Source organism: Mucilaginibacter sp., assembly GCF_039207105.1.
Classification (GTDB): domain Bacteria; phylum Bacteroidota; class Bacteroidia; order Sphingobacteriales; family Sphingobacteriaceae; genus Mucilaginibacter.
This window is the reverse complement of the sequence record NZ_JBCECK010000087.1, coordinates 1-22,339: the sequence shown is the minus strand read 5'-3', so window position 1 is coordinate 22,339 and position 22,339 is coordinate 1. Positions and strand designations below refer to the sequence as shown.

Annotated in this window: 19 protein-coding genes; 5 read left to right on the top strand and 14 right to left on the bottom strand. The window is 41.6% G+C overall.

Annotated elements, in window-relative coordinates; genetic code table 11:
* Positions 1-196 precede the first annotated feature (196 nt).
* The 8 genes from cysN to AAGC65_RS16715 all read right to left on the bottom strand — a co-directional run bounded on the left by cysN (position 197) and on the right by AAGC65_RS16715 (position 8,439).
* A complete protein-coding gene (gene cysN / locus AAGC65_RS16750) occupies positions 197-1,441 on the bottom strand; it encodes a sulfate adenylyltransferase subunit CysN (protein ID WP_343113613.1) in 1,245 nt (414 codons plus the stop codon).
* Positions 1,442-1,565: 124 nt separating this feature from the next.
* Positions 1,566-2,471: a sulfate adenylyltransferase subunit CysD gene (gene cysD / locus AAGC65_RS16745; RefSeq protein ID WP_343113612.1), complete on the bottom strand. Its 906-nt coding sequence runs from the start codon at positions 2,469-2,471 to the stop codon at positions 1,566-1,568.
* 130 nt (positions 2,472-2,601) lie between these two features.
* A complete protein-coding gene (gene miaA, locus AAGC65_RS16740) occupies positions 2,602-3,519 on the bottom strand; it encodes a tRNA (adenosine(37)-N6)-dimethylallyltransferase MiaA (RefSeq protein WP_343113611.1) in 918 nt (305 codons plus the stop codon).
* 103 nt (positions 3,520-3,622) lie between these two features.
* Positions 3,623-4,282 carry an IS1096 element passenger TnpR family protein gene (locus AAGC65_RS16735; protein ID WP_343113610.1) on the bottom strand — a complete coding sequence of 220 codons (660 nt, stop codon included), beginning with the start codon at positions 4,280-4,282 and terminating at the stop codon, positions 3,623-3,625.
* 34 nt (positions 4,283-4,316) lie between these two features.
* On the bottom strand, positions 4,317-5,735 hold the full coding sequence (locus AAGC65_RS16730; protein WP_343113609.1) for an HD domain-containing protein: 1,419 nt from the start codon (positions 5,733-5,735) through the stop codon (positions 4,317-4,319).
* Positions 5,736-5,993: 258 nt separating this feature from the next.
* Positions 5,994-6,560: an L-threonylcarbamoyladenylate synthase gene (locus AAGC65_RS16725; RefSeq protein WP_343113608.1), complete on the bottom strand. Its 567-nt coding sequence runs from the start codon at positions 6,558-6,560 to the stop codon at positions 5,994-5,996.
* On the bottom strand, positions 6,553-7,542 hold the full coding sequence (locus AAGC65_RS16720) for a glycosyltransferase family 9 protein (RefSeq protein WP_343113607.1): 990 nt from the start codon (positions 7,540-7,542) through the stop codon (positions 6,553-6,555). The genes AAGC65_RS16725 and AAGC65_RS16720 overlap by 8 nt, the downstream gene beginning before the upstream one ends.
* Before the next feature lie 81 nt (positions 7,543-7,623).
* Entirely contained in the window at positions 7,624-8,439 is an 816-nt protein-coding gene (locus tag AAGC65_RS16715) for a 2,3,4,5-tetrahydropyridine-2,6-dicarboxylate N-succinyltransferase (protein ID WP_343113606.1), read from the bottom strand.
* Between the two features lie 485 nt (positions 8,440-8,924).
* On the opposite strand from AAGC65_RS16715, the gene AAGC65_RS16710 reads away from it, so the two are divergent.
* Both AAGC65_RS16710 and AAGC65_RS16705 read left to right on the top strand, forming a co-directional pair.
* A complete protein-coding gene (locus tag AAGC65_RS16710) occupies positions 8,925-9,446 on the top strand; it encodes a UpxY family transcription antiterminator (protein WP_343113605.1) in 522 nt (173 codons plus the stop codon).
* 64 nt (positions 9,447-9,510) lie between these two features.
* On the top strand, positions 9,511-9,909 hold the full coding sequence (locus AAGC65_RS16705) for a helix-turn-helix domain-containing protein (protein WP_343113604.1): 399 nt from the start codon (positions 9,511-9,513) through the stop codon (positions 9,907-9,909).
* A 65-nt stretch (positions 9,910-9,974) separates the two neighbouring features.
* Here AAGC65_RS16705 and AAGC65_RS16700 read toward each other — a convergent pair whose 3' ends face one another.
* A complete protein-coding gene (locus AAGC65_RS16700; protein ID WP_343113603.1) occupies positions 9,975-11,411 on the bottom strand; it encodes an N-acetylneuraminate synthase family protein in 1,437 nt (478 codons plus the stop codon).
* A gap of 217 nt (positions 11,412-11,628) precedes the next feature.
* Here AAGC65_RS16700 and AAGC65_RS16695 point away from each other — a divergent pair, with 217 nt between their 5' ends.
* A complete protein-coding gene (locus tag AAGC65_RS16695; RefSeq protein ID WP_343113602.1) occupies positions 11,629-12,048 on the top strand; it encodes an RNA-binding S4 domain-containing protein in 420 nt (139 codons plus the stop codon).
* A 49-nt stretch (positions 12,049-12,097) separates the two neighbouring features.
* Here AAGC65_RS16695 and AAGC65_RS16690 read toward each other — a convergent pair whose 3' ends face one another.
* Entirely contained in the window at positions 12,098-12,577 is a 480-nt protein-coding gene (locus AAGC65_RS16690) for a nucleoside deaminase (protein WP_343113601.1), read from the bottom strand.
* Positions 12,578-12,703: 126 nt separating this feature from the next.
* Positions 12,704-13,300 carry an OmpH family outer membrane protein gene (locus tag AAGC65_RS16685; RefSeq protein ID WP_343113600.1) on the bottom strand — a complete coding sequence of 199 codons (597 nt, stop codon included), beginning with the start codon at positions 13,298-13,300 and terminating at the stop codon, positions 12,704-12,706.
* Positions 13,301-13,648: 348 nt separating this feature from the next.
* On the opposite strand from AAGC65_RS16685, the gene gyrB reads away from it, so the two are divergent.
* Positions 13,649-15,607, top strand: a complete 1,959-nt coding sequence (gene gyrB / locus AAGC65_RS16680; protein WP_343113599.1) for a DNA topoisomerase (ATP-hydrolyzing) subunit B — start codon at positions 13,649-13,651, stop codon at positions 15,605-15,607.
* A 225-nt stretch (positions 15,608-15,832) separates the two neighbouring features.
* Positions 15,833-16,813, top strand: a complete 981-nt coding sequence (locus AAGC65_RS16675; protein WP_343113598.1) for a hypothetical protein — start codon at positions 15,833-15,835, stop codon at positions 16,811-16,813.
* Positions 16,814-16,831: 18 nt separating this feature from the next.
* Here AAGC65_RS16675 and AAGC65_RS16670 read toward each other — a convergent pair whose 3' ends face one another.
* The 3 genes from AAGC65_RS16670 to AAGC65_RS16660 all read right to left on the bottom strand — a co-directional run.
* Positions 16,832-17,281 carry an aspartyl protease family protein gene (locus tag AAGC65_RS16670; protein WP_343113597.1) on the bottom strand — a complete coding sequence of 150 codons (450 nt, stop codon included), beginning with the start codon at positions 17,279-17,281 and terminating at the stop codon, positions 16,832-16,834.
* Between the two features lie 125 nt (positions 17,282-17,406).
* The gene (locus tag AAGC65_RS16665) at positions 17,407-19,680 is read right to left on the bottom strand and encodes a BamA/TamA family outer membrane protein (RefSeq protein WP_343113596.1); all 2,274 of its coding nucleotides are present in this window, start codon (positions 19,678-19,680) and stop codon (positions 17,407-17,409) included.
* A gap of 4 nt (positions 19,681-19,684) precedes the next feature.
* On the bottom strand, positions 19,685-22,339 hold a 2,655-nt coding region (locus AAGC65_RS16660), incomplete at its 5' end, for a translocation/assembly module TamB domain-containing protein (protein WP_343113595.1).

The following is a 22,339-nucleotide window of genomic DNA, read 5'->3' as shown; positions in this document are numbered from 1 at the left end:
ATCAGGAACAAAACGTAAAGCAGGTGGTAGCCGATGTCAAAAATAAATTCGGAGCAAAGTTTATTTAGTCAAGCCCCCCAGCCCCTAAAGAGGGGCTTTTTGATTTGAAGAGTACTAAAACAAAAAGGCCAGTTTTTAAAGCTGGCCTTTTTAATGAATAATATTTTGAAGCTCCCCCTTTAGGGGGCCGGGGGGCCTATAATAATATTGTTCCTGCGGCTACAGTTTCGTTTGTAGACTCGTCAACGAGTATTAGCGAACCGGTAATGCGGTTTTTGCGGTATTCATCAAATACGAGTGGCTGGGTGGTACGCAGGCGTACACGGGCCATCTCATTCATTTTAATATCACCTGCATCTTCCAGTTTATCAAGGGTATTGATGTCCAGTTTGTAGTAAACTTCTTTAATAATAGCCATCACCTCGCGGGTGGTATTTTTCAAATAATATTTTGCACCGGGGCGCGGACCTTTGGCAGCCATCCAGCAAAGCATGGCATCAATATCCTGGCTTACCTGCGGTTCGCTATCATCTTTCACAATTACATCGCCACGGCTTATATCAATATCATCATCCAGAGTGATTGATACCGACATCGGTGCGAAAGCCTCCTCAACCGGTCCGGAAAAAGTATCTATAGATTTGATGGCCGATGTTAAGCCCGAAGGCAGTACGGTTATTTTATCGCCGGGTTTAAATATACCACCGGCTATACGGCCTGCATAGCCCCTGTAATCATGATACTCTGCAGCATGTGGGCGAATTACGGTTTGTACGGGGAAACGGGCATCAACATGGTTTTCATCGCTGCCAATGTGTATGGTTTCTAATGTATGTAATAAGCTGGTGCCGTTATACCAGGGCATATTTTCTGAATCATTCACCACATTATCACCTTCCAGCGCGCTGATGGGTATATAACGGATATCGGTTACATCAATTTTACCGGCAAAGTCATTGTATTGCTCCACCACTTTATTAAAAGCCTCTTCCGAGTAATCAACCAAATCCATTTTGTTAATGCAAACAATAATATGTGGTATTTTTAAAAGTGAGGCTATGTATGAATGCCTGCAGGTTTGCTCAACGACACCTTTACGCGCATCAACCAGGACCAAAGCCAGGTTGGCGGTAGATGCACCGGTAACCATGTTACGGGTGTATTGGATGTGACCTGGAGTATCGGCAATAATAAATTTACGTTTTGGCGTAGCAAAGTAACGGTAAGCAACATCAATGGTGATACCCTGCTCCCTTTCGGAACGTAAGCCATCTGTCAGTAAAGAAAGATCAATATGTTGTAAGCCTTTTCTTTCGCTTGATTGTTTTACGGCCGCCATCTGATCCTCAAAAATAGATTTAGAGTCGTACAATAATCTTCCGATGAGGGTGCTTTTGCCATCGTCTACACTACCGGCTGTTGTAAAACGTAATAGTTCCATATTTATGTGGTGGTTAGTATCAAGTAGTTAGTATCAGGTATCAAGATTTTTGAAAACGATAATACACTTCTGTGAAGCTATCTTGATACCTGATACTAACTATTTGATACTATTTAAAATCAATTTAAAAATAACCTTGTTTTTTTCTGTCTTCCATTGAGGTATCAGAGCGTTTATCATCGCTGCGGTTGCCACGCTCTGTGCTACGGGTGGCCGATACTTCATTCACAATTTTCTCCAGCGTATCTGCTTCTGATTCAATACCTCCGGTAATGGTAATATCACCCAGGGTACGGAAACGCATCAGTTTGTTCTCAATCTTTTCGCCATCGCGCAGTGCCAAAAACTCTGAGTTAGGCAGCCAAGTGCCATCACGGTAAACAGCCTCACGGTTATGGGCAAAATAAAGCGAAGGGATAGCGATATTTTCCTGTAAAATATAATTCCAGATGTCCATCTCGGTCCAGTTACTGATCGGGAATACCCTGAAATGCTCACCCATTCTTTTGCGGCCATTAAAAATGTTCCAAAGCTCGGGGCGTTGGTTTTTAGGGTCCCACTGGCCAAATTCGTCCCGGTGCGAAAAGAAACGTTCCTTTGAACGGGCTTTTTCTTCATCACGGCGGGCTCCGCCAATGGCAGCGTCAATTTTATGGTGTTCAATAGTATCCAGCAATGAAACTATCTGTAGTTCGTTACGGCTGGCATTAATTCCGCTTTCTTCCACCGCACGACCTTTATCAATAGCTTCCTGAACAGAGCCTACAATAAGTTGTACACCTAGCCTATCTACCAGTTTATCCCTGAACTCCATTGTTTCGGGAAAGTTATGCCCGGTATCTATGTGTATCAGAGGCATGGGGATTTTGGCAGGCCAGAATGCTTTTTGTGCTAAATGGGTTACCACAATTGAGTCTTTTCCGCCTGAGAATAATATGGCAGGACGATCAAACTGGGCCACAACTTCCCTGATCACATAGATGGCCTCTGATTCTAATTCCTGCAGATGAGTAAGATAATATTTGTGCATGTTCTACTATAAAACCCCGTAAATCCACCTAAATAGTAGTATTTACCGATTAAACTGCAATATTAACAATTTTGCGCGCATTATATTGCTATTCCCCGAAGATTTTTAAGCTGAAAATTAAGCGTATATATCAAGATGCTGCTGAAACAGTATTTACCATTTGTTCAATCACATCCGCATCGCTGGCCTGAAACCAGTGAAATTCTGCATCCCTGCGAAACCAGGTAAGTTGCCTCTTTGCAAAACGCCTGGTATTTTGCTTGATCATCTCAATTGCTTTTTCCAGGGTGATTTGGCCATCGATATAATCAAACAGTTCGGTGAAGCCTACTGTTTGAAGGGCGTTAAGCTGCCGGTAGGGAAGCAGGCCTTGTACCTCGGCCAATAAACCGTGTTGCATCATGATATCAACTCGCTGGTTAATGCGGTTATATAATACCTCACGCGGAAGATTGAGTGCTAATTTTACGATATGAAAAGGACGTTTATTTACCGTAGCCTGTCGGTATGATGAAATAGGTTTACCTGTACTTTCAAAAACTTCCAGCGCTCTGATGATGCGTTGTGGGTTATCCAGATCAACCTCGTCATAATAAACCGGGTCTGCCAGTTTTAGCTTTTGCTGCAGGTAGGTAATGCCTTTTTCTTCCAGTTCATGGTTTAGATTTTCGCGGATAACCGGATCGGCTTTAGGAACATCGTCAAAGCCCTCACATATGGCCTTAATATATAGGCCCGAGCCGCCGGCTAAAATAATATGATTGTGTACTTCAAAAAGCTCATCAAGTAAAGCAAGGCCCTGTTTTTCAAAATCGCCTACAGAAAAAGGCTCGGCTATGGAATGCGAATCGATAAAATAATGTTTTACTTCTGCTAATTCCTGGGTGTCGGGTTTAGCGGTACCAATGCTCATCTCCCTGAAAAACTGCCTGGAGTCGGCCGAAACCACAACCGTGTTGTAATGTTTGGCCAGTTCAATTGCTGCCGCTGTTTTACCTACGGCAGTAGGGCCGGCAACAACAATTAAAGTTTTGGTTTTGGGGATCATAGTTAATAGATCATGGATAATAGCCGAATTTTACCGGTACTATGTGCAAATTGTATTCTGCTATGAACCATCAGCTATGATCCATGAACTGCGAAGCAACTAATTAATAATCGTCGCTACCGCCGCGATGTGGTTTGTCGTCATCATCAAAACCTTCGTCGTCAGCAAATTCATTTCCAAATTCATCATCCTCTTCTTCCTCCTCGTCATGCTTTTCTTCAGGTAGTTCATCTGCTCCGGTATCTGTTACTTCAGAAAAATCTTCAGCATCTTCCGGGTTAAAAGCCATCTCGTTCAAAAAGTCGAAATCTTCACTTGTTGGCGGTAATACAGTTGGATTAAATACATTGCCGAATTGCTTAGGAGCTTCGCCAACTGATTTGATAACTGCCGGATAAGAGGTATTTGGATTTTCATCTAAAATGATCTTCATTAGTTCCACATGAAAATCAAACGGACGGTCAAAATTGAATGTATAGTAAAATTTTTGATGCGGATCATCTATAAAACTAAGCAGCTTTACTTTGTCCATTAACGATACCCCACGGTCAATTCTTTTTTGATTAGGCAGGTAAGTGATTTCCTCACCTTTGGTCCATTGGTCGTTACTGATATAAAAAGAAGATGAAAACTCGGGATTGTACCCGGTTGACTGATGTATTGCGCGGTGAAGATCCTCGAAGGTTTGATTTGATTTTACATCAATCTCTCTTACCACGTCATCATAATCTTCAAAAGTGATCCTGAACCTGTATAGTGCCATTGTTTTTGTAAATTTTGGGGACAAAAATAATCTTTTAATTCAATTTTGTGTCTGCCACAACTTTTAAGCCAATTTCTAAACCTTTGGCAATTGTAAAATTTAGGGCAGCTTCGCGGTTGTTGGGAATATCGCCTTCCAGTATGGCTTCACGTATCTGATTTTTGATAATTCCTACTTCGCGGCCTTCTTTTATACCAAAAAGCTGCATAATATCATTACCGGTAACAGGTGGCTGCCAATTTCTGATGCTGTCGCGCTCCTCAACGTCTTTTAATTTTTGTTGAACCAACTCAAAATTGTTACGATATTTTTTGATCTTATATTCGTTTTTGGTAGTTATGTCTGCTTTACACAACAGCATGAGTGCCTCAATGTCGTCACCAGCCTCAAAAAGCAACCTGCGTACTGCCGAATCGGTGACGATGGATTGCGAAAGTACAATTGGCCTTAAATGCAACTGAACCAGTTTTTGTACCTGCTTCATTTTTTCATTAAGCGGTAATTTTAGCTGGGCAAATATTTTAGGAACCATGCGGGCGCCGCGGTCTTCATGGCCATGAAATGTCCAGCCGTGGCCGGCTTCAAAGCGTTTGGTTGCCGGTTTGGCAATGTCATGCAATATGGCGGCCCAACGCAGCCACAGATCATTGGTGGTTTCGCAAATGTTATCCAGAACCTGCAGTGTGTGGTAAAAATTGTCTTTATGGCCTTTGCCGTCAATATAGTCAACCCCATATAAGTTGGCCATCTGCGGAAATATTTTATGCAGCAAGCCGGTATCGAACAAATAATTAAAGCCTATAGAAGGTACCGGCGAAAGGATGATCTTATTCAGTTCATCGCTAATGCGCTCCTGTGATATGATGCTGATGCGGTCGACATTGTTTTTGATGGCCTGTACAGCAATATCATCAATACGAAAGTTGAGCTGAGTAGCAAACCTGATAGCCCGCATCATGCGCAAGGGGTCATCAGAAAATGTTTCGGCCGGATTAAGCGGTGTTCTGATCAGTTTTTGTTCCAGATCGGCAATACCGCCGAAAGGATCAAGCAGATCGCCAAAGGTATCAGGGTGCAGTGATATGGCCAGCGCGTTGATGGTAAAGTCACGACGCTTTTGATCATCCTCCAGCGTGCCGTTCTCTACAATGGGCTTGCGCGAATCAAGCCGGTACGATTCTTTCCGGGCACCTACAAACTCTATTTCAAGGTCCTGATATTTTAATGATGCTGTACCAAAGTTTTTATACACAGCAAGCTTTACCTTCAGTTTGGCAGCTACAGCCTCGGCAAAGGTAATGCCGTTACCTATAATAACAATATCGATATCCTTTGACGGGCGTTTCAGAAAAATATCGCGCACAAAGCCCCCGATAGCATAAACCTGTAACTCATGCTGAGCTGCAAGTTTTGATATGATAGAGAATACGGGGTGCTGCAGGTGGGCTTTCATGTGGCTTGATAAAATTCTAAACGCTAAGTTCTAAATCTTAAAATAAGTTTTAAAACAAAGTGCAAAGGTAATGCTAAATTCCAAGCTCTAAATTCTAATGCAAAAAAATGAGCCTTAGCAGAGTTTTATGCACGTTTTCTGCGATACGATAGTCTAAAGACTATAAGCATAGTAGTTCAAAGTCAGAGAATCGAACAGCATTTTTTGGGCGTTGAGCTTTTAAATCCGAAATCGAAAATCCGAATTCCGAAATCAAAGCTATCTGCGCAAAAACTCAAATGTGCCATCGGGAGATAATTTCATGATGGTTGACGGATTTTTAATTTCCTTGCTGTGCTGGTCGATATCAACCACATAATCAACCCCATCAATAACTTCTTGGTCTATCTGCGAAAAATATTGCGGCGACGGTTTGCCGCTTATATTGGCCGAGGTTGATACCAGCGGCTTGCGCAGACGTTGTATCAACTGTTTGCAAAATTCGTTACCGGTTACGCGTATACCTATACTACCATCGGCAGCTATTAAAGCCGGCGAAATATTTTTGGCTCCGGGCATTACCAGGGTCAGCGGGTTTTCGGCATATTCAATCAAGTCATAGGCCAGTGGGTTCACTTCCCTAACATAGCTTTCCAGTTTGTTTTCGGTATCCAGCAAAATGATCATGCTTTTTGCCTCATCGCGTTGTTTAAGCCGATATATCTTTTGCACGGCTTCGGTATTGGTGGCATCGCAGCCAATGCCCCATATGGTATCGGTAGGGTACAGGATTATCCCGCCTTCCTGTAGTGTTTTAAGCGCTTTAGCAACTTCGTCTTTAAGCATGATTAATATATTGGCTTAATGCGTTTATAATTTGCAATTCATCCAGCAGTTCCATGCATTTAGGAACGCCGTAAAGCTTGCAGGTATTGCGTACACAGGGTTCGCAGGTTAGTTTACCATAACGTAGTATGGTTAAATTTTGTTTGTTATAAGGGGCCGTATTATACTCGTTACCTGCTCCAAATAAGGCAATGACGGGGGCACCTACGCTATTGGCCAAATGGGCCGGGCCCGAGTCGGTAGTTAACACGGCGGCACTTTGAGCCATCAGGTTGCATAAGCCTGGCAGGTCTGTTTTACCGGCATGGTTCTCCAATCTGTCGGAGTTTTCTGAGCCGATGATCAATTGGCTTACAAATACCGCTTCTTTTGGCGAGCCAATAAGGCAGAATACCGTATTATTAAAAGTGGCCGTGAGTTTATTAAGCAGCGCCCTGCCTTTATCTAAAGGCATGCGTCTTGATGAAGCCTCTGAATTAAAATTGATCAAAACCCGGTTATCTTGTTTGGGCACCGAGTTTTCTGCTTTTAAGGTTACCTGTTTATGGGTTATTGTTTTGCCGGTAAATTGTTCCAGGAGCGATACATACTCATCTGCACGGTGCAGGTTATGTGGTTTCTTGTATGAGTTGGTGAGTAAAAAGAAACCACCCTCTTTACCAAAGCCTATTCGCTTTTTGGCGGATGTGGCCCGGGCCATAACCAACGATGACAAGGATTGTGGCAGATTAAAAAACAGATCGTACCGTTGGGCGCGTAGGTTTTTACCAAAACGATAAACACCCGTTAATCCGCTATATTCTTGTTTGGAGAAAGGGTATACCTGATTAATACTTGGTATAAGCGGAGCAATATTACTCAGCTCTTTTTTGATGATCACATCAATTTGGGCATCAGGATAAAGCTGCTTTACCGCCGCGACGAAGGCTGTACTCATCACCACATCGCCAAGCCAGTTAGGCAGCCTTATCAGTATCTTCATATTTTACGTTTTACGTGATATGTTGTACGTAATACGTTATATACATTTACGGCGTATAACGTACAACGTCAAACGTAATACTTAAACAGCTACATTGTTTTCACGCAGAGCATCGTTCAGCGATGTTTTTTTATCGGTTGATTCTTTACGGGTTCCGATGATCAGGGCGCATGGTACCTGATAATCTCCGGCTGGGAATTTTTTGGTGTATGAACCAGGTATAACTACTGAACGGGCAGGTACACGGCCTTTATACTCAACCGGAGTTGAGCCGGTTACGTCAATAATTTTGGTTGATGCGGTTAAAACCACATTAGCTCCCAATACGGCTTCATGTTCAACATGTACACCTTCAACCACAATGGCACGTGAGCCAAGGAAACAGTTATCTTCAATAATAACCGGGGCAGCTTGTAATGGTTCAAGTACGCCACCAATACCAACACCGCCGCTTAAATGAACGTGCTTGCCAATTTGCGCACATGAACCTACGGTAGCCCAGGTATCAACCATAGTGCCTTCATCAACGTAGGCACCAATGTTTACATACGATGGCATCATGATAACCCCTTTTGCAAGGTAGGCGCCGTAACGGGCAATACCGTGAGGTACTACGCGTACGCCGGCTGCTTTATAGTCGGTTTTTAATTTCATTTTATCATGAAATACAAAAGGGCCAACTTTAATTTCTTCCATCTGGCGGGTTGGGAAGTATAATACTACTGCTTTTTTAATCCACTCGTTTACATGCCAGCGTGTGCCAATTGGGTCGGCAACACGTATCTCGCCTTTATCCAACCTTTCTATAACGGTTTCAATGGCAGTGGTATATTCGTTGTAGTTCAACAGATTCCTGTCTTCCCAGGCATCTTCAATCAGTTTTTTAAGATCTTGCATTGGTAAAATTAAACTTTTGGCAAATTAAAGGAATTTTAAGGAGAATTACTTTGCATATACAGCAAGTATGTGCAAGTTATATATGACAATATATCTGTTATTTGTCAAATCATAGGTCAGGATATGACTATCCTGCTTACGCTCTGCAAAATCATCCGGACTTTGATTCATTAAGTGAGGTATTTCTTCATTGAAAATTCATTAATATGCTTTATGAGCCTTAGCAGCCGAAATTTGAACTTTAGCGAGTAATATGCTAAGAATGTGTAATTTATCTTTACATCACACCTAATTCTCACATTTGTAACACTTATTTGATAACAATTATAGCGCACGATATGGAAAAATACAATTACTAAACTCCCAATGATCTACTTGTTGTTTTTAGGACTATAAGCCGGATCGTCAAGAAACTCGTAACACTCTTTTTAATAGTATGTTACCTGGTGATTAAGTATCATTTAATAACTCTCACTTTAATTATAATGAAGAACTTCACACAAGTACAAAACGAAAACGCCCAGTGGATGGTGGTTTACACCAGATCGCGCTGGGAAAAAAAGGTTGATGAGCAGCTGAAAACTCAAAACATTAACTCTTTTTGCCCAACCATTAAAACCAAACGCCGATGGGCCGACCGAATGAAAGTTGTTGAACTGCCTTTATTCAGTTCATACTTATTTGTAATGGCCGATTTGAAGGAGCAGCTTAGCGTTAGGCAAACTCCGGGCGTAGTAAACTTTGTTCAGCATTGCGGCAAAACCGCTTCAGTTAATAATGCTGAAATAGAACGCATAAAAACACTCATCAACAGCCATGACAGCATTGAAGCCGTAAGTATGCCCCGCATTAAAATAGGGGATACCATGAAAATAGAAAACGGTTTGATGCTGGATTGGCAGGGCGAAGTAATTAAGATAAACGGAAAATCAGTTGTACTGATGATGAAAGAGCTTAATTGCGCATTGGTAGTTGATACCGATAAAACCAGCATGAGTTTGGCTTAGAAAACATACTTAGAGATAATTATTTAATAACGGTTTAATAATTCCCCTATTAAAAAATATAATTATGGAAAATCATAATGGACATATCCTGGAAATGTTGATCAGAAAAAAAGGTTACAGCATTAGTGAAATAGCGCGTGTTACACATGTTAACCGCAGAACAGTATATAATTGGTTTAATCAAAAATATTTAAAAACAGAGATCATATACAGGATCGGCATGATCTTGAAGCACGATTTTTCTGTTGAATTTCCAAACCTGTTTACCAAAGAAGATTTTAAGGAAACAGGTACTTATAAAGAACCTGAAAGCAACGACCCTATATTTTGGGAATTGCCAACTCACCATGTATGGAAAGACAGGTATATATCACTTTTGGAACAGTATAATAAAATGTTGTTAACCTATTCAAAGATGGATCAGCATTTTAACGGTACCGCAATGGAAGGTGCCAAAGTTTAAAAAATAAAAGGCTCCGGATTAATACCCGGAGCCTTTTTACTTTGTGATAAGCTAAGGCTTATTGATTAAGCCATTGGTTTTTCCTTATATTCATCGCTGATATTCACGCGCAACCTTTTCATAGGGGCCAGTTCAGATTCGTAAACCTTTTTTAGTCCATCACCCATAGCTGTTTCCACATCCCTGATGTCGCGTACCAGGCGCTGCAAACCTTGCGGTTCTACAGAAGCGGCATGGTCAGATCCCCACATGGCTCTGTCAAGGGTAAAGTGACGCTCAACAAAGGTAGCACCCATAGTAACGGCTGCTACAGTAGTAGCTAAGCCGGTTTCGTGGCCGGAGTAACCAACCGGTATGCCCGGATACTTGGCTTCCAGTGTCTGGATCATTTTTAAATTCAGTTCCTGCGGAATGCATGGATAAGCTGAGGTAGAATGTGCTATGAACAACGGATAGTTTGGATCAAAGGCATATACATAATCCATAGTAGTTTCTATCTCTTTAATGGTCGACATACCGGTTGATAACATCAGTGGCTTGCCAGTTTCCAGAATGCGCTGTATCAAAGCAAAATCTGTTAATGAGGCCGATGCCAGTTTGTATAATACGGTATCAAACTGTTCCATAAAATCAACAGATGGTGCATCCCAGGCAGATACAAACCAATCAATTCCCAGTTTTTTGCAATACTGGTCAATAGTAGCATATTCGGCTATGCCAAATTCGGTTTTACGCTTATAGTCAATGTAGGAGATACGGCCCCAGGGGGTATCCCTCATAATTTCCCACTGATCTTTTGGGACGCAAATTTCCGGTGTTCTTTTCTGAAACTTTACCGCGTCGGCTTTGGCAGCTACCGCTTCGTCAATCAGTTTTTTCGCGGTTTCCAATGATCCGTTATGATTAATGCCGATCTCGGCTATGATATAGCTTGGATGGCCCTTACCAATTACACGTCCGTTATTTAAGGTAATGGTGCCGTTTTGACCATTCGAAGCAAACGTATTGTTTTTTGCATCAATAATGAATTCAGCAAACTCCCGGAAACAGCCTTCACCGCCTTTTAATGAGCATACCATATCGGCTATGTTTTTTATAGCGGGTAGCGCATCAGCGGGGCACGCGGTTAAGCCGGCCAGCTTCATCACCTCCAAATCATTATGATCATCACCTATGTAGGCAATTTGTTCTGGCTGTACATTCAAACGGTCACATAGCTCTTTAAAAACCGCTACCTTGTCTTTTGCTCCTAAATGTAATTCTACTATTTGCAGTTTCTCGGCCCTCTTTATTATTGAGGGTGAAAATTCACCTGTAATAATGCTTGTATCAACATCGGCATATTTACGCAGTCTTTCCACACCCATGCCATCGCGCATGTTGAATTTTTTAAGATCTTCGCCTTCATTGCTGTAATAAACTCCTGCATCTGTTAATACACCATCGCAATCGGTTATCAATAATTTAATTCCTGCTGCTTTTTGTTTTACGATTTCATTCATTTGATCTGTGAATTAAATTGCTGTTGTGTAAAGTGTTTTTTATTTAGGTTATGAATCAGCACCGCCTATCGGGCTCATTGTCTGGAGTTAAATGTAAGGTCGCAGCTTTTATATAACGAGAATTTTACGTTATCAAATTATTAACCACCTGTTGCAAGTATGTTTAGTTTATGCAAGGGATATTTATTAATGTTAAGGATTTCTTAATTTTGGCCTTATGCCCGAAAAAGAAAAACTCAGAATAGATAAATACCTGTGGGCCATAAGGCTTTTTAAAACCCGTACGCTGGCATCTGATGCCTGCAAAGCCGGCCGCGTAAAACTGGATGGTAAAAACATCAAAGCATCGCACGAGGTGAAGATTGGCGAAACCTACCAGGTAGCTAAAGGACCAGATCGTAAGGTGGTCATAGTAACAGGCTTGCTTGAAAACAGGGTTGATGCCAAAAAAGCGGTTGAGTTTTACCAGGATATAACGCCAGTTGAACAAACGCCCGCATTTAAGTCAATGTTTCACGCGCCAATCTTAAAACGCGACCGTGGCACCGGCAGGCCAACCAAACGCGACCGCCGCGAAATTGATGACCTGAAAGATGACTTTTTTGATAAAAACGAAGCAGAAGGCGAGGCGGAGTAGGCATAGTATTGTTATCCTAAGCAAGTTGCCAGGATAACAATATATATTATTAATAATCTGTTTTATTTTCGGTTGTTTCCCATAGCTTAAATGCAGAAAGGGCTTCTGTGCGGAGTAATTGTACAAAAGATAATTTTCGGCTATCCATTGTTCTATCTATCTCATCATAAATAAAATGATCGTCAAAGCCAATGGCGGCAGCATCGGCCTTGGTATTGGCATAATAAACCTTATCAATACGGGCCCAGTATATGGCTCCGAGGCACATAGGGCAGGGTTCGCAGCTGGTATAAATTTCGCAACCTGTAAGGTCATAGGTTCCTAATTCCTGGCAGGCCAGGCGTATCACAGAAACCTCGGCGTGCGCGGTTGGGTCATTGGTTGGTACTACCCGGTTAGCGCTGCGCGCTACGATCATGCCATCTTTAACAATTACAGCACCAAACGGGCCACCCATGCCCTGCTTTACATTGTATTCGGATAACTCAATAGCTATCCGCATAAATTTTTCGTGTGCTGTGTTTTCCATAATGCTCTAAATTAAAAAACCTCAACGATAGTTGAGGTTTTTGCATGTTAATATTTTATGATATTTATTAAAAACTATTTTGATATTATCTGCATATTATTTGAAGAGGAATCTATCTGTTTTTAACTACTTTTTGTCTTTAGCGTAAGCTTCGTTCAGGCGTTTAACTACATCAGCAGTAACATCCAGTGAAGCATCACCATATAATACGGTTGGGTTAGCTTTTGAATAGGTTAACACCAGTTTGTAGCCTTTTTCTTTAGCATAAGCTTTAGTAAAATCAGCAATTTTATCATACAGTTTAGTGTTTTCACCTGCCTGTGCGTTTTGAAACTCAGCGTTAGCATTTTGTGAGTAGCCTTGCAGTTCCTGTTGTTTGCGTTGTAAGCGTTGCTCAGTAGCCTGGCGCTGATCGGCAGGTAAAGTAGCGGCGTTTTTCTGATATTCAGCTACCTCACGCTGAAAAGCCTGACCTTTAGCCTGTAGGTCGCTTTGTGATGCTTTGCCTTTATCTTCCAGGCGTTTTGACATATCTTTAAAGTAATCGTATTTGTTTAATAAACTGTCAGAGTTTACGTAAACAATAGTTTCTTTGCTGTCACTTGGAACGCTGGTTGCAGAAGCAGGTTTGTCGGCAGTTTTATTTTGATTGCAGGCAGCAACGCTTCCGGCAATTAATATCCCTAATGTAAATTTTGTTAAAATTGAAGCCGTAGTTTTCATCTAATTAATTGATTTTTTTCGTTTAGTTTATGTTTGCCAGCGCATGATATTCATGATGCTGTTTTTGTTCGTTATTAAGCCTTTGTGTGCAATTATAGCGTTTTAGATATCAGTACACACAGATTTATCTTTATTAAGTAAAAATTTTGACAAAGATAATCTTTCGTTACAAGTATCCTAATCAGATGTGCAGATGTACCGGGATCATGGCTTAAAAAGCACTAATTGAGCTTTAGCTATTCGTGAACTCCTGTCTTTTAAGGCTTTCCACAACCCGATTTTTATCCACAACTATTCGTTAATCCGGGGTATTTTTCGTACTTTTGAAGGTTGTTGTATTAAATAAATATGAGCGAAGAAAATCAGGACAAGTCCAATTATTCAGCAGATAATATACAGGTATTAGAGGGTTTAGAGGCGGTACGTAAGCGTCCGTCCATGTATATTGGTGATACAGGCGTAAAAGGTTTGCACCATTTAGTATACGAAGTTGTCGATAACTCTATCGATGAGGCCCTTGCCGGTTACTGCGATACCATAAACGTTACTATTCATAAAGGAAATTCCATTACAGTTGTTGATAATGGCCGTGGAATACCTACCGGTATAAATACTAAGGAAGGTAAATCGGCTCTTGAAATTGTAATGACCGTTTTACACGCCGGTGGTAAATTTGATAAAGATACCTATAAAGTATCGGGAGGTTTGCACGGTGTGGGTGTAAGTTGCGTTAACGCCTTATCAACCCATGTTAAAACTGTGGTATACCGTGAAGGTAAAATTTTCACCCAGGAGTACGAACGCGGAAAACCTTTGTTTGATGTTAAGGAAATAGGTGTAACCGACCGTACAGGTACTACGCAAACCTTTCAGCCCGATCCGGAGATATTCCAGTTTACTACCGAGTACAAATACGAAACCCTTGCCGGCCGTTTACGCGAGCTTGCCTTTTTAAATAAAGGTATCCGCCTTACTTTAACTGATGAGCGTTTCCCGAATGAGGATGGCACCTTCCTGAGCGAAGAGTTTTATTCTGAAGGTGGTTTGCGGGAGTTTGTTAAGTTTTTAGATGGTACCCGTGCATCGATCATTCCTGAGCCAATTTATCTGGATGGCGTAAAGAACGGTATCCCGGTTGAGCTTGCTTTTCAATATAATGATACTTACTCTGAGAATGTTTTCTCTTATGTAAATAACATCAATACCATTGAGGGTGGTACGCACGTGTCGGGTTTCCGCAGGGGCTTGACCCGTACGCTAAAAGCTTATGCTGATAAATCTGGCTTGCTGAAAAACATGAAGGTGGAGATCACCGGTGATGACTTCCGAGAAGGCTTAACTGCAGTTGTTTCAGTAAAAGTACAGGAGCCTCAGTTTGAGGGCCAAACCAAAACCAAGTTAGGTAATAATGAGGTTATAGGCGCAGTAGATACAGCAGTAGGCGAGATTTTGGGTAACTTTTTGGAAGAAAACCCTAAGGAGGCTAAACTGATCGTAAACAAGGTAATACTTGCCGCTACAGCCCGTGCGGCTGCCCGTAAAGCCCGCGAACTGGTGCAGCGCAAGAGCGTAATGACAGGTTCTGGCTTACCAGGTAAACTATCTGATTGCGCTAATAATGATCCTGCTCTTTGTGAGCTTTTCCTTGTCGAAGGTGACTCGGCGGGTGGTACCGCCAAACAGGGCCGTAACCGCGAATACCAGGCTATTTTACCTTTACGAGGTAAAATCCTGAACGTGGAAAAGGCAATGGAGCACAAGATTTACGAAAACGAAGAGATCAAGAACATGTTTACCGGTTTGGGCGTTAGCCGAGGTACACCTGAAGATGATAAAGCGCTTAACTTAACCAAATTGCGTTACCACAAGATCATCATCATGACGGATGCGGACGTGGACGGATCGCACATTACCACACTGATTCTCACCTTCTTTTTCCGTTATATGAAGGAGCTGGTTGAAGCCGGTTATGTATATATCGCTTCGCCGCCGCTTTATCAAGTTAAAAAAGGTAAAGAATTTGAATATTGCTGGAATGATGTACAGCGCGATGCCGCTATACAGCGTTTAAAAGGCGCCGGTAAAGAAGATAGCGTGCACGTTCAACGTTATAAAGGTTTGGGCGAGATGAACGATACGCAGCTTTGGGAAACTACCATGAACCCGGAAACCCGTACACTGAAAAAAGCTACTATCGAAAACGCTGCCGATTGTGACCATACCTTCAGTATGTTAATGGGCGATGAAGTAGCACCGCGCCGCGAGTTTATTGAACGCAATGCTAAATACGCTAAGATTGATACATAAGCCTTAAGCCTTTTAATTTGTAATATATTAGAGCCGTTTTATAATAAATAAAACGGCTCTTTTTGTTATATCTATATTTTTTAAATACTTAAATATATTTTGATTGATTTATGATAAGTTAATATTATTTGTATGTATAATCATTTTTATACAATAAAATATCAATCATAAGCTTTGGTGTTTAAAATATTGGTTAGTAGGTATTTTTATATAAAAATATCTACTATGAAAAATAAAATAACCTTACTTACTGCTATGGTCATGCTTCTGTTTGCCTGTAAAAAAGAATCAGGGGTAAAAACAACTACAGACGCTAAAACGCCTAAAAAGAGCTACGCTGTAGGATTCAATGTTTCTGGCTTTACAGAAAGCAGTACCTCACTTTCAACAAATGCTGTAGCCACCAAAACTACGGCAGCACTTAAAGATCAAATTAAATTCCTGTACTACTATATATTTACGCAGGATGTGAATGGCGTTTATACAGAAGTGTCAAGAAGAGTGCAAAAATCTACTGATAGTAATTTTGGATCTATAAAAGATACGCTTGAAGCAGGGCACTATTCAGTTTATATAGTTGGTACCCAAGCCCCGGGACACTATGAATTTGAGTATAAAAGTTCAGCGCTGTATGAAGATCAGATTTTTTACTATGACGATAAATCTGTTTATGAAACTTTTTACAAAACTATGCCGCTTGATGTAAATGGTACATCAACACAGGCGGTAGAATTAAAACGCGTGGTGAGTGAACTTACTGTAAAAATCACAGACCCATTACCTGCTAACGCCAAAACACTCCGTTTAAGCTTTGAGGATTATTCAGGAGGGCTTGATCTTAATCAGGGCGTAGGCGAAGCGCACCCTCATTTTCAATGGGATCCATGGCCTACGGCTACAGTTTCTTTTCCAATAAAATCGACAGATATAGGTAAAAGCGGATTTACCGTTGATAGGTATCTGTGGCAATACGGATATCCAAATGTAATAATTGATTGTTTGGATGCTGCCGGTAAAGTTATCGCTACAAAGTCGCTTCCTAAAAACTATATTAATATATATGTCAGATTTTTAAACAATACGCATTATACTTATTCAGGTGCATTGTTTAATGATAATGTTACCAATTTTAATGTAACACTGGATGATAAATGGAATACCCCGGTAACCGGTACATTCAGCCTGGTGCCAGTAAAAAAGAACTAAGTTTTAATATGTGATTTTTTATAGGCCCCGCTTGTTTGAGCGGGGCTTTGTTAGTTTAAGCAGGTGCTTACCGTAATCAATTACAGCTTTGTATTTCATTAATATATCGCCGCCCAAAACGCCCAATACATGTGGGTGCCCCATCTGGCTGTAGGCTATGTTGATGGTGGAGAGGTCAAGAACGGCTACTTCAAAATCGGCAATAGCGGCATCGCCAATAAACATACCGCTGATGGTAGCCGTGAATGATTCCATACTATTGGTGCCCAGTCCGGTTGACAGGCGGTCGCTGGCCAGGATGCTGGTGGTTTCGTTGGCTTCAAAAAGGGTGGTACGGTCAAGTGCAGTTTTTGAAGCGCCGGTATCCAGCACCATGATGAAAGTTTTACCAAACAAGGTAACCTCAATAAGCGGATGAAAGCCATCGTCATGAAGGTCAATGATCTGGAGCGGGATGTACGTAGTCATCCGATAATTATAATAATTTTATTTAATATTTGATAAAGGTTTTTCCCGCGATTTAGCGAAGTAACTAACAGGATCAACGCTTACGAAGTTTTTAAAACTTCGTAAGTGTTTGATAGCTCATAGCATTAGAAAGGATAACCGATGGCCAGGTTAAATACAGCCCTGCGGAAGTTGAGGTTCCATTCCTGATCGCCTGCCTGTCTGAAAGGTGCCCTGAGCGGTACACCAAGGTCGGTACGTAACACCAGTACTGATAAATCGAAGCGTAAACCAAAGCCCGCGTCAATAGCCATATCTTTCAAAAAGCTTTTGGTGAAAACACCGCCGGGTTGCCCGCTATTGGAGTTTAATAACCAAATATTACCGGCATCAACAAATAACGCTCCGCGAACTATACTGAATAATTTAGGCCGGTACTCAATATTCGCCTCAACTTTAATGTCACCTGACTCATCCGGCAGAAAATCGCCCTTCCTGATTTTTGAAGTAGGATCGTATGATCCGGGACCGATGGAACGAGCTTGAAAACCCCGTAAACTGTTTGGTCCACCTATAAAAAATTGTTGACTGTAAGGTAAAAGGGTGGAGTTACCATAAGGTAATCCGACACCAACAATCAATCGGCTGGCAAAAGTGCTGTTTGGCCCAGTTTTATGAAAATATCTTATTTCATTCTCTAACTTTACATACTGGTTAAATATAGTTCCAAAAAGAGTCCGCACTTTACCCGCAGTTGTATCGGCGCCCCGTATTAAACCATATATGTTGTTAGACAAGCTTACCTTGCCGTTATAGTAAAAAGTATTAGTACGGTAATCTTCGGTAGTATTAGTAAACGTATAGCTATAACTTGGTCCCCAGGTAAATTGCTTATCAATAACGTGCTGCAAAGTAGGGTTGCCGCTGCTCGCTATACTATCTCTGTATAATTTAGATACCTGTTGAGGGTTAACAAAGGTAATGTTGATCAAATTCAATTCATGTGAACGGTGAACTGATTCTTTCCACTGGTAGCCGAACGACATATTAAAGCTGTTCAGGGTATATAACTTTTGGCGGTTAACCAATGTATACCCTAAAGTCAGGTTAGTATGCGGGATGTAGGCATTATCAGCCTTTGGATAAAACGGGCTGATAAACCGTGGCCACGACAAGGTAGTTTGAATACCTGCCTGGTAAACATTAAAGCCATTATTATCACCGCCAACCTGCACATCGGTACTACCAAACAGGGTAACCTTTAAAGCTTCGCCACCTTTAAAAGCATTACGGTTAAGCCAGTTCAGATTTACTTGTGTGCCCGTGTAATTTGCTGATGTGGTACGGCCAAGTACCTCTAACTGTAACGATTTCTTTTTGTAAGGTGTTAAAAAATAATATACATTGAGTTTTGACGAATCTGTTGATACATCCTCAAACCTGTTTTTTACAAATTTGTAAGGCCCCAGGTTCACAAACCGGTTTAAGGAGTTGTTATGATCTGTGCGGTTATAAACCTCGCCGGGGCGCATTAAAACGGTATTGGCAAAAATATAGTTGTTTACCGTTTTTCTTCTCTCCACCACATTGTACCAGCGGTAGTGCTGAGCTTTATCCAGCATTAATGATGTGTCACGCAGGGAATAATTAGGGTATACATATATATTATCAATGGTATAGATATTTTTTGACCTGCCTGCTATGTCGTTTTTAACAGCTACGAAAATATCTACCTGGTGGCCAGTAATGGTGCTATCCACACGCATGATCAGGCTTTCGGGCGAGAAATAATAAAAGCCTTCTTCTTTTAGCTTGGCATCAATACGTATACGCTCATTTTTAATTACGTCAAGGCTGTATTTATCTCCTGGTTTTAAAAAGGTTTGTGCCGATGTACCTGTTACAGCAGTATCAATACTTTCTTTCCCTGGCGGGAATATCACTTTCCTGATCTTATACCCAGGCCCGGTAACTGCGGTATATATAGCTTTTGCGGTCTTACTTTTTGCATTTTTGCTCACCGTATCGCCGGTTACCTGTGCCTGAAAATAGCTTTGGTTCTGTAATCGGTTTTTTAATATATTGCTGTTCTTGTCCAGGTCAACCGAGCTTACTAAAACCGGAGGTTCGCCAAATTTGGTGTTCAGCCAGTGTGCAAGTCCTTTTGTTTTTTTAGTACGTGTTTTATTATATATCCAAAGCTTAACCCTTAAACCCAGTATAGAGCCATTAGGCTTAGGGCGCAACAATGGTTGCAGCTCTTCGGTTAAGGCTTTTGCATCACTTTTTTTGAGATCCTTATCCTGAACTTTTACTTCGCCACCTGTATATAATTTTTGACCAGGAGCCAAATACTTAGTAGTACTACAGGCACTAAGTAAAACTGATAATATGAATATATAGCTTAAATTTTTGGTCATACAATTAGTTTGAAGTGGTAGTTTGTTTCTTTTGCTCAGGCTGTTGCTGTTCTTCGGTTTTTGCAGCGTCATTAGCTTTCTGATCTGCATCATCTGCTGCTTTTTTCTTTTCTTTTTCCTGTTCCAGGTATTTGCGGCGCATTTGGCGTTCTTGCGGCGAACGCTTGCGGAATATTTCCCGGAAACGGTTATAATCTACCGTGAGGGTAAATCCTAAACCGGTTTCAATAATTTGTCCCTGTATAACTATAAATTCATCACGGCGGTAGGCACGCAATGCATAACGGCCGTCTTTACTCAGTTTATAATTTACAGATACGTCGCCGGCAATATTAGCAGCTTTTTGACCTTGCTGGTTGCCCTCCAGGTTAAAGTTGTTGCCAACGGTTACGGTAAGCCTATCATTTAGGAAACGCTTGGATAGGCCAACGTTCAGATCCGTTCGGTTGGTGGCCGTCCCTGATGAGTAATCCTCACCTGAGGTTAAACCAAAGTTAAGATCGACACCCTCTATCAGGTTGCCGGCCAGCCTGTTCAATTGGTCTGAAAGAAGGCTGCTCACACTATTACGAACCAGGCCTTCGGCAGTAGTATTGGCTCCCTGGCTTTGTAGCGGATTATCCCCAATAAAATGTCCAAGTACCAATACGCCCAATACCTGTTTATTCATTTCGTTAGGATCCTGACGTACCTGGGCTAAGCGGGTATTTACGCTATTGACAACGTCGCTTGATACAGTATAGTTACTATCGGGTAATGTAATATCAAAACTAATATCTGGGGTAAGTAGCTGATTTTTAAGTTTTAGATTTACATTAAAAGGCAGTTTTTGCTTGTACATGGTGGATGTAGTTGCATCTGTTGATTGATTTTCGACCAGATCAATAGGGGGTACATTGGCTACATAAATAGCCGTAAGGTCAATATTGGCGCTGGTTGGGTCGCCTGTCCAAACTATGCTGCTGCCCTGTTTAAAGTTGAACTTGCGTTTTACGGTAGCGTATGATAATTCATACGAACCGGAATTGACCACATAAGTTCCGGTAAGGTTGGTTTTACCGCTTGGGTCAATGCCACCGTTCAGGTTGGCTTCGCCCTTTAAATGCACCACATCACCGTTGCTTTCATCTATCACAATGGTAAAGGCCGCGTTTTTATTTACAGTGATGGTAGCCGATACATCAAGCCCGGTAACATCAGATTTTTTAAGTGAATCGAGTTGTTTGGCCAATAAAATAGAATCGAGCTTTGGCGCGTTCTGATCAATGAACTCAACTACGCCCTTTCGATCTTCCACACTTGGATCGGTGGTCGGAAGTACTATGGTCATGTCGGTTTTTTCGTTAACGGTGAGGTTGGCATCAACCACCGGTTTGGCCATATTGCCCCGTATTTTTACTCGGGTATCAATAAACAGCTTGCCGTAATACAGCTTATTATCGGCCTGGGTAGAGTTCATGGCCCGGAAATTACGGGCATTAATATCGAGCCCAAAGGCAAAGTCGGTATAGGTTTTAGTATAAATGCTGCCGCTGATCACTGCTTTATTGTTGGTAGAATCAACCAGTGTAAAATCATTAAAACGGATACCTTCGTCGTTAAAGGTAATGCTCTCCTGCGGCATACGGAAGTAGGAGTTGAGCATGACCACGTTAAAGCCAACCTTATTAAAGTTGATATCGCCCCGTACAGCCGGCGCTGTAGTGGTACCTGCTATTTTGAGTTGCCCGGTAATATTACCTGTGGAATTGCGCAGGCTGCCAAAGCTAAAGCCTTCAATGCTCTTCATGCTCAGGTTTACAATGTTCAGGTTCATGTCAAACCTGCTTTCGGGGCTGGTGTAGTATACGCCGGTCAGATCAACCTGGTTACCTTTACCCGTAATGCTCATATTGGCAGCATAGGCATTATCTGTTTGGTTATTAACCTTCAGGGCGATGTTACCTACTGTATCTTCTTTAAAATTAAAATCTTTCACATCAATGGCCGCAGTAAACAAAGGCGATTTTTGCAGGTTGCTGATCTCGGCCTTGCCATCAATCGTTCCACCCACCAGCAGTGAATCCTGTTTGGCTATTTTGGTAAGTGCTTCAATCCGGAAATTGTTAAAATTAACCGTGATAGGAGCATTAAACTCTTGCGGGTTACTATTAACGCTAAGCACCTGGTTGGTATTAGTGATGGTAAAGTTATGCGCCAGTATACCTTTAGGGCCATATTGCAAATAGTTGTCTGCATTAACGGCCCAGGGCAGGTAATCAAGCAGCAAACCATCCTGTGCAAAGCTGAACTGGTATTGGTTTGGCATTACACTAAATATACCTGCAACACGATACCTGTCTTTTTTGGCCGCATCACGCACCTGCAGGGCAACGTTAAGTTTGTTATCCTGAGCCTTGCCCGATATGCTGGTATACAGCAACTCCAACGATGAGCCGACCCTGATCTTATCTACATCAAAACTATAATTTAAGGCATTGTTACCGGTATTGATATTCAATTTGGCATTATCAACGGTGTTGGTTCCATATACTACCTTCGGCATAGATCCTTTTACTATCAATTCGCCTGATTCACTATTAAAACTACCGTTTAACAATACCGGATCAAGCTGTTTCAGGTCGGGCGCAAACTGGGTAAGCAGCGGTGTTTTTACCAG

Excerpts from the sequence above, each read along its gene's own strand:
- AAGC65_RS16735 (WP_343113610.1), bottom strand. The coding sequence starts at position 4,282 with ATGGCACTATACAGGTTCAGGATCACTTTTGAAGATTATGATGACGTG.
- AAGC65_RS16700 (WP_343113603.1), bottom strand. The coding sequence starts at position 11,411 with ATGAATGAAATCGTAAAACAAAAAGCAGCAGGAATTAAATTATTGATA.
- AAGC65_RS16690 (WP_343113601.1), bottom strand. The coding sequence starts at position 12,577 with ATGGAAAACACAGCACACGAAAAATTTATGCGGATAGCTATTGAGTTA.
- AAGC65_RS16665 (WP_343113596.1), bottom strand. The coding sequence starts at position 19,680 with ATGACCAAAAATTTAAGCTATATATTCATATTATCAGTTTTACTTAGT.
- cysN (WP_343113613.1), bottom strand. The coding sequence starts at position 1,441 with ATGGAACTATTACGTTTTACAACAGCCGGTAGTGTAGACGATGGCAAA.
- AAGC65_RS16725 (WP_343113608.1), bottom strand. The coding sequence starts at position 6,560 with ATGCTTAAAGACGAAGTTGCTAAAGCGCTTAAAACACTACAGGAAGGC.
- cysD (WP_343113612.1), bottom strand. The coding sequence starts at position 2,471 with ATGCACAAATATTATCTTACTCATCTGCAGGAATTAGAATCAGAGGCC.
- AAGC65_RS16715 (WP_343113606.1), bottom strand. The coding sequence starts at position 8,439 with ATGCAAGATCTTAAAAAACTGATTGAAGATGCCTGGGAAGACAGGAAT.
- AAGC65_RS16695 (WP_343113602.1), top strand. The coding sequence starts at position 11,629 with ATGCCCGAAAAAGAAAAACTCAGAATAGATAAATACCTGTGGGCCATA.
- AAGC65_RS16685 (WP_343113600.1), bottom strand. The coding sequence starts at position 13,300 with ATGAAAACTACGGCTTCAATTTTAACAAAATTTACATTAGGGATATTA.
- AAGC65_RS16675 (WP_343113598.1), top strand. The coding sequence starts at position 15,833 with ATGAAAAATAAAATAACCTTACTTACTGCTATGGTCATGCTTCTGTTT.
- gyrB (WP_343113599.1), top strand. The coding sequence starts at position 13,649 with ATGAGCGAAGAAAATCAGGACAAGTCCAATTATTCAGCAGATAATATA.
- AAGC65_RS16710 (WP_343113605.1), top strand. The coding sequence starts at position 8,925 with ATGAAGAACTTCACACAAGTACAAAACGAAAACGCCCAGTGGATGGTG.
- AAGC65_RS16670 (WP_343113597.1), bottom strand. The coding sequence starts at position 17,281 with ATGACTACGTACATCCCGCTCCAGATCATTGACCTTCATGACGATGGC.
- AAGC65_RS16730 (WP_343113609.1), bottom strand. The coding sequence starts at position 5,735 with ATGAAAGCCCACCTGCAGCACCCCGTATTCTCTATCATATCAAAACTT.
- AAGC65_RS16705 (WP_343113604.1), top strand. The coding sequence starts at position 9,511 with ATGGAAAATCATAATGGACATATCCTGGAAATGTTGATCAGAAAAAAA.
- miaA (WP_343113611.1), bottom strand. The coding sequence starts at position 3,519 with ATGATCCCCAAAACCAAAACTTTAATTGTTGTTGCCGGCCCTACTGCC.
- AAGC65_RS16720 (WP_343113607.1), bottom strand. The coding sequence starts at position 7,542 with ATGAAGATACTGATAAGGCTGCCTAACTGGCTTGGCGATGTGGTGATG.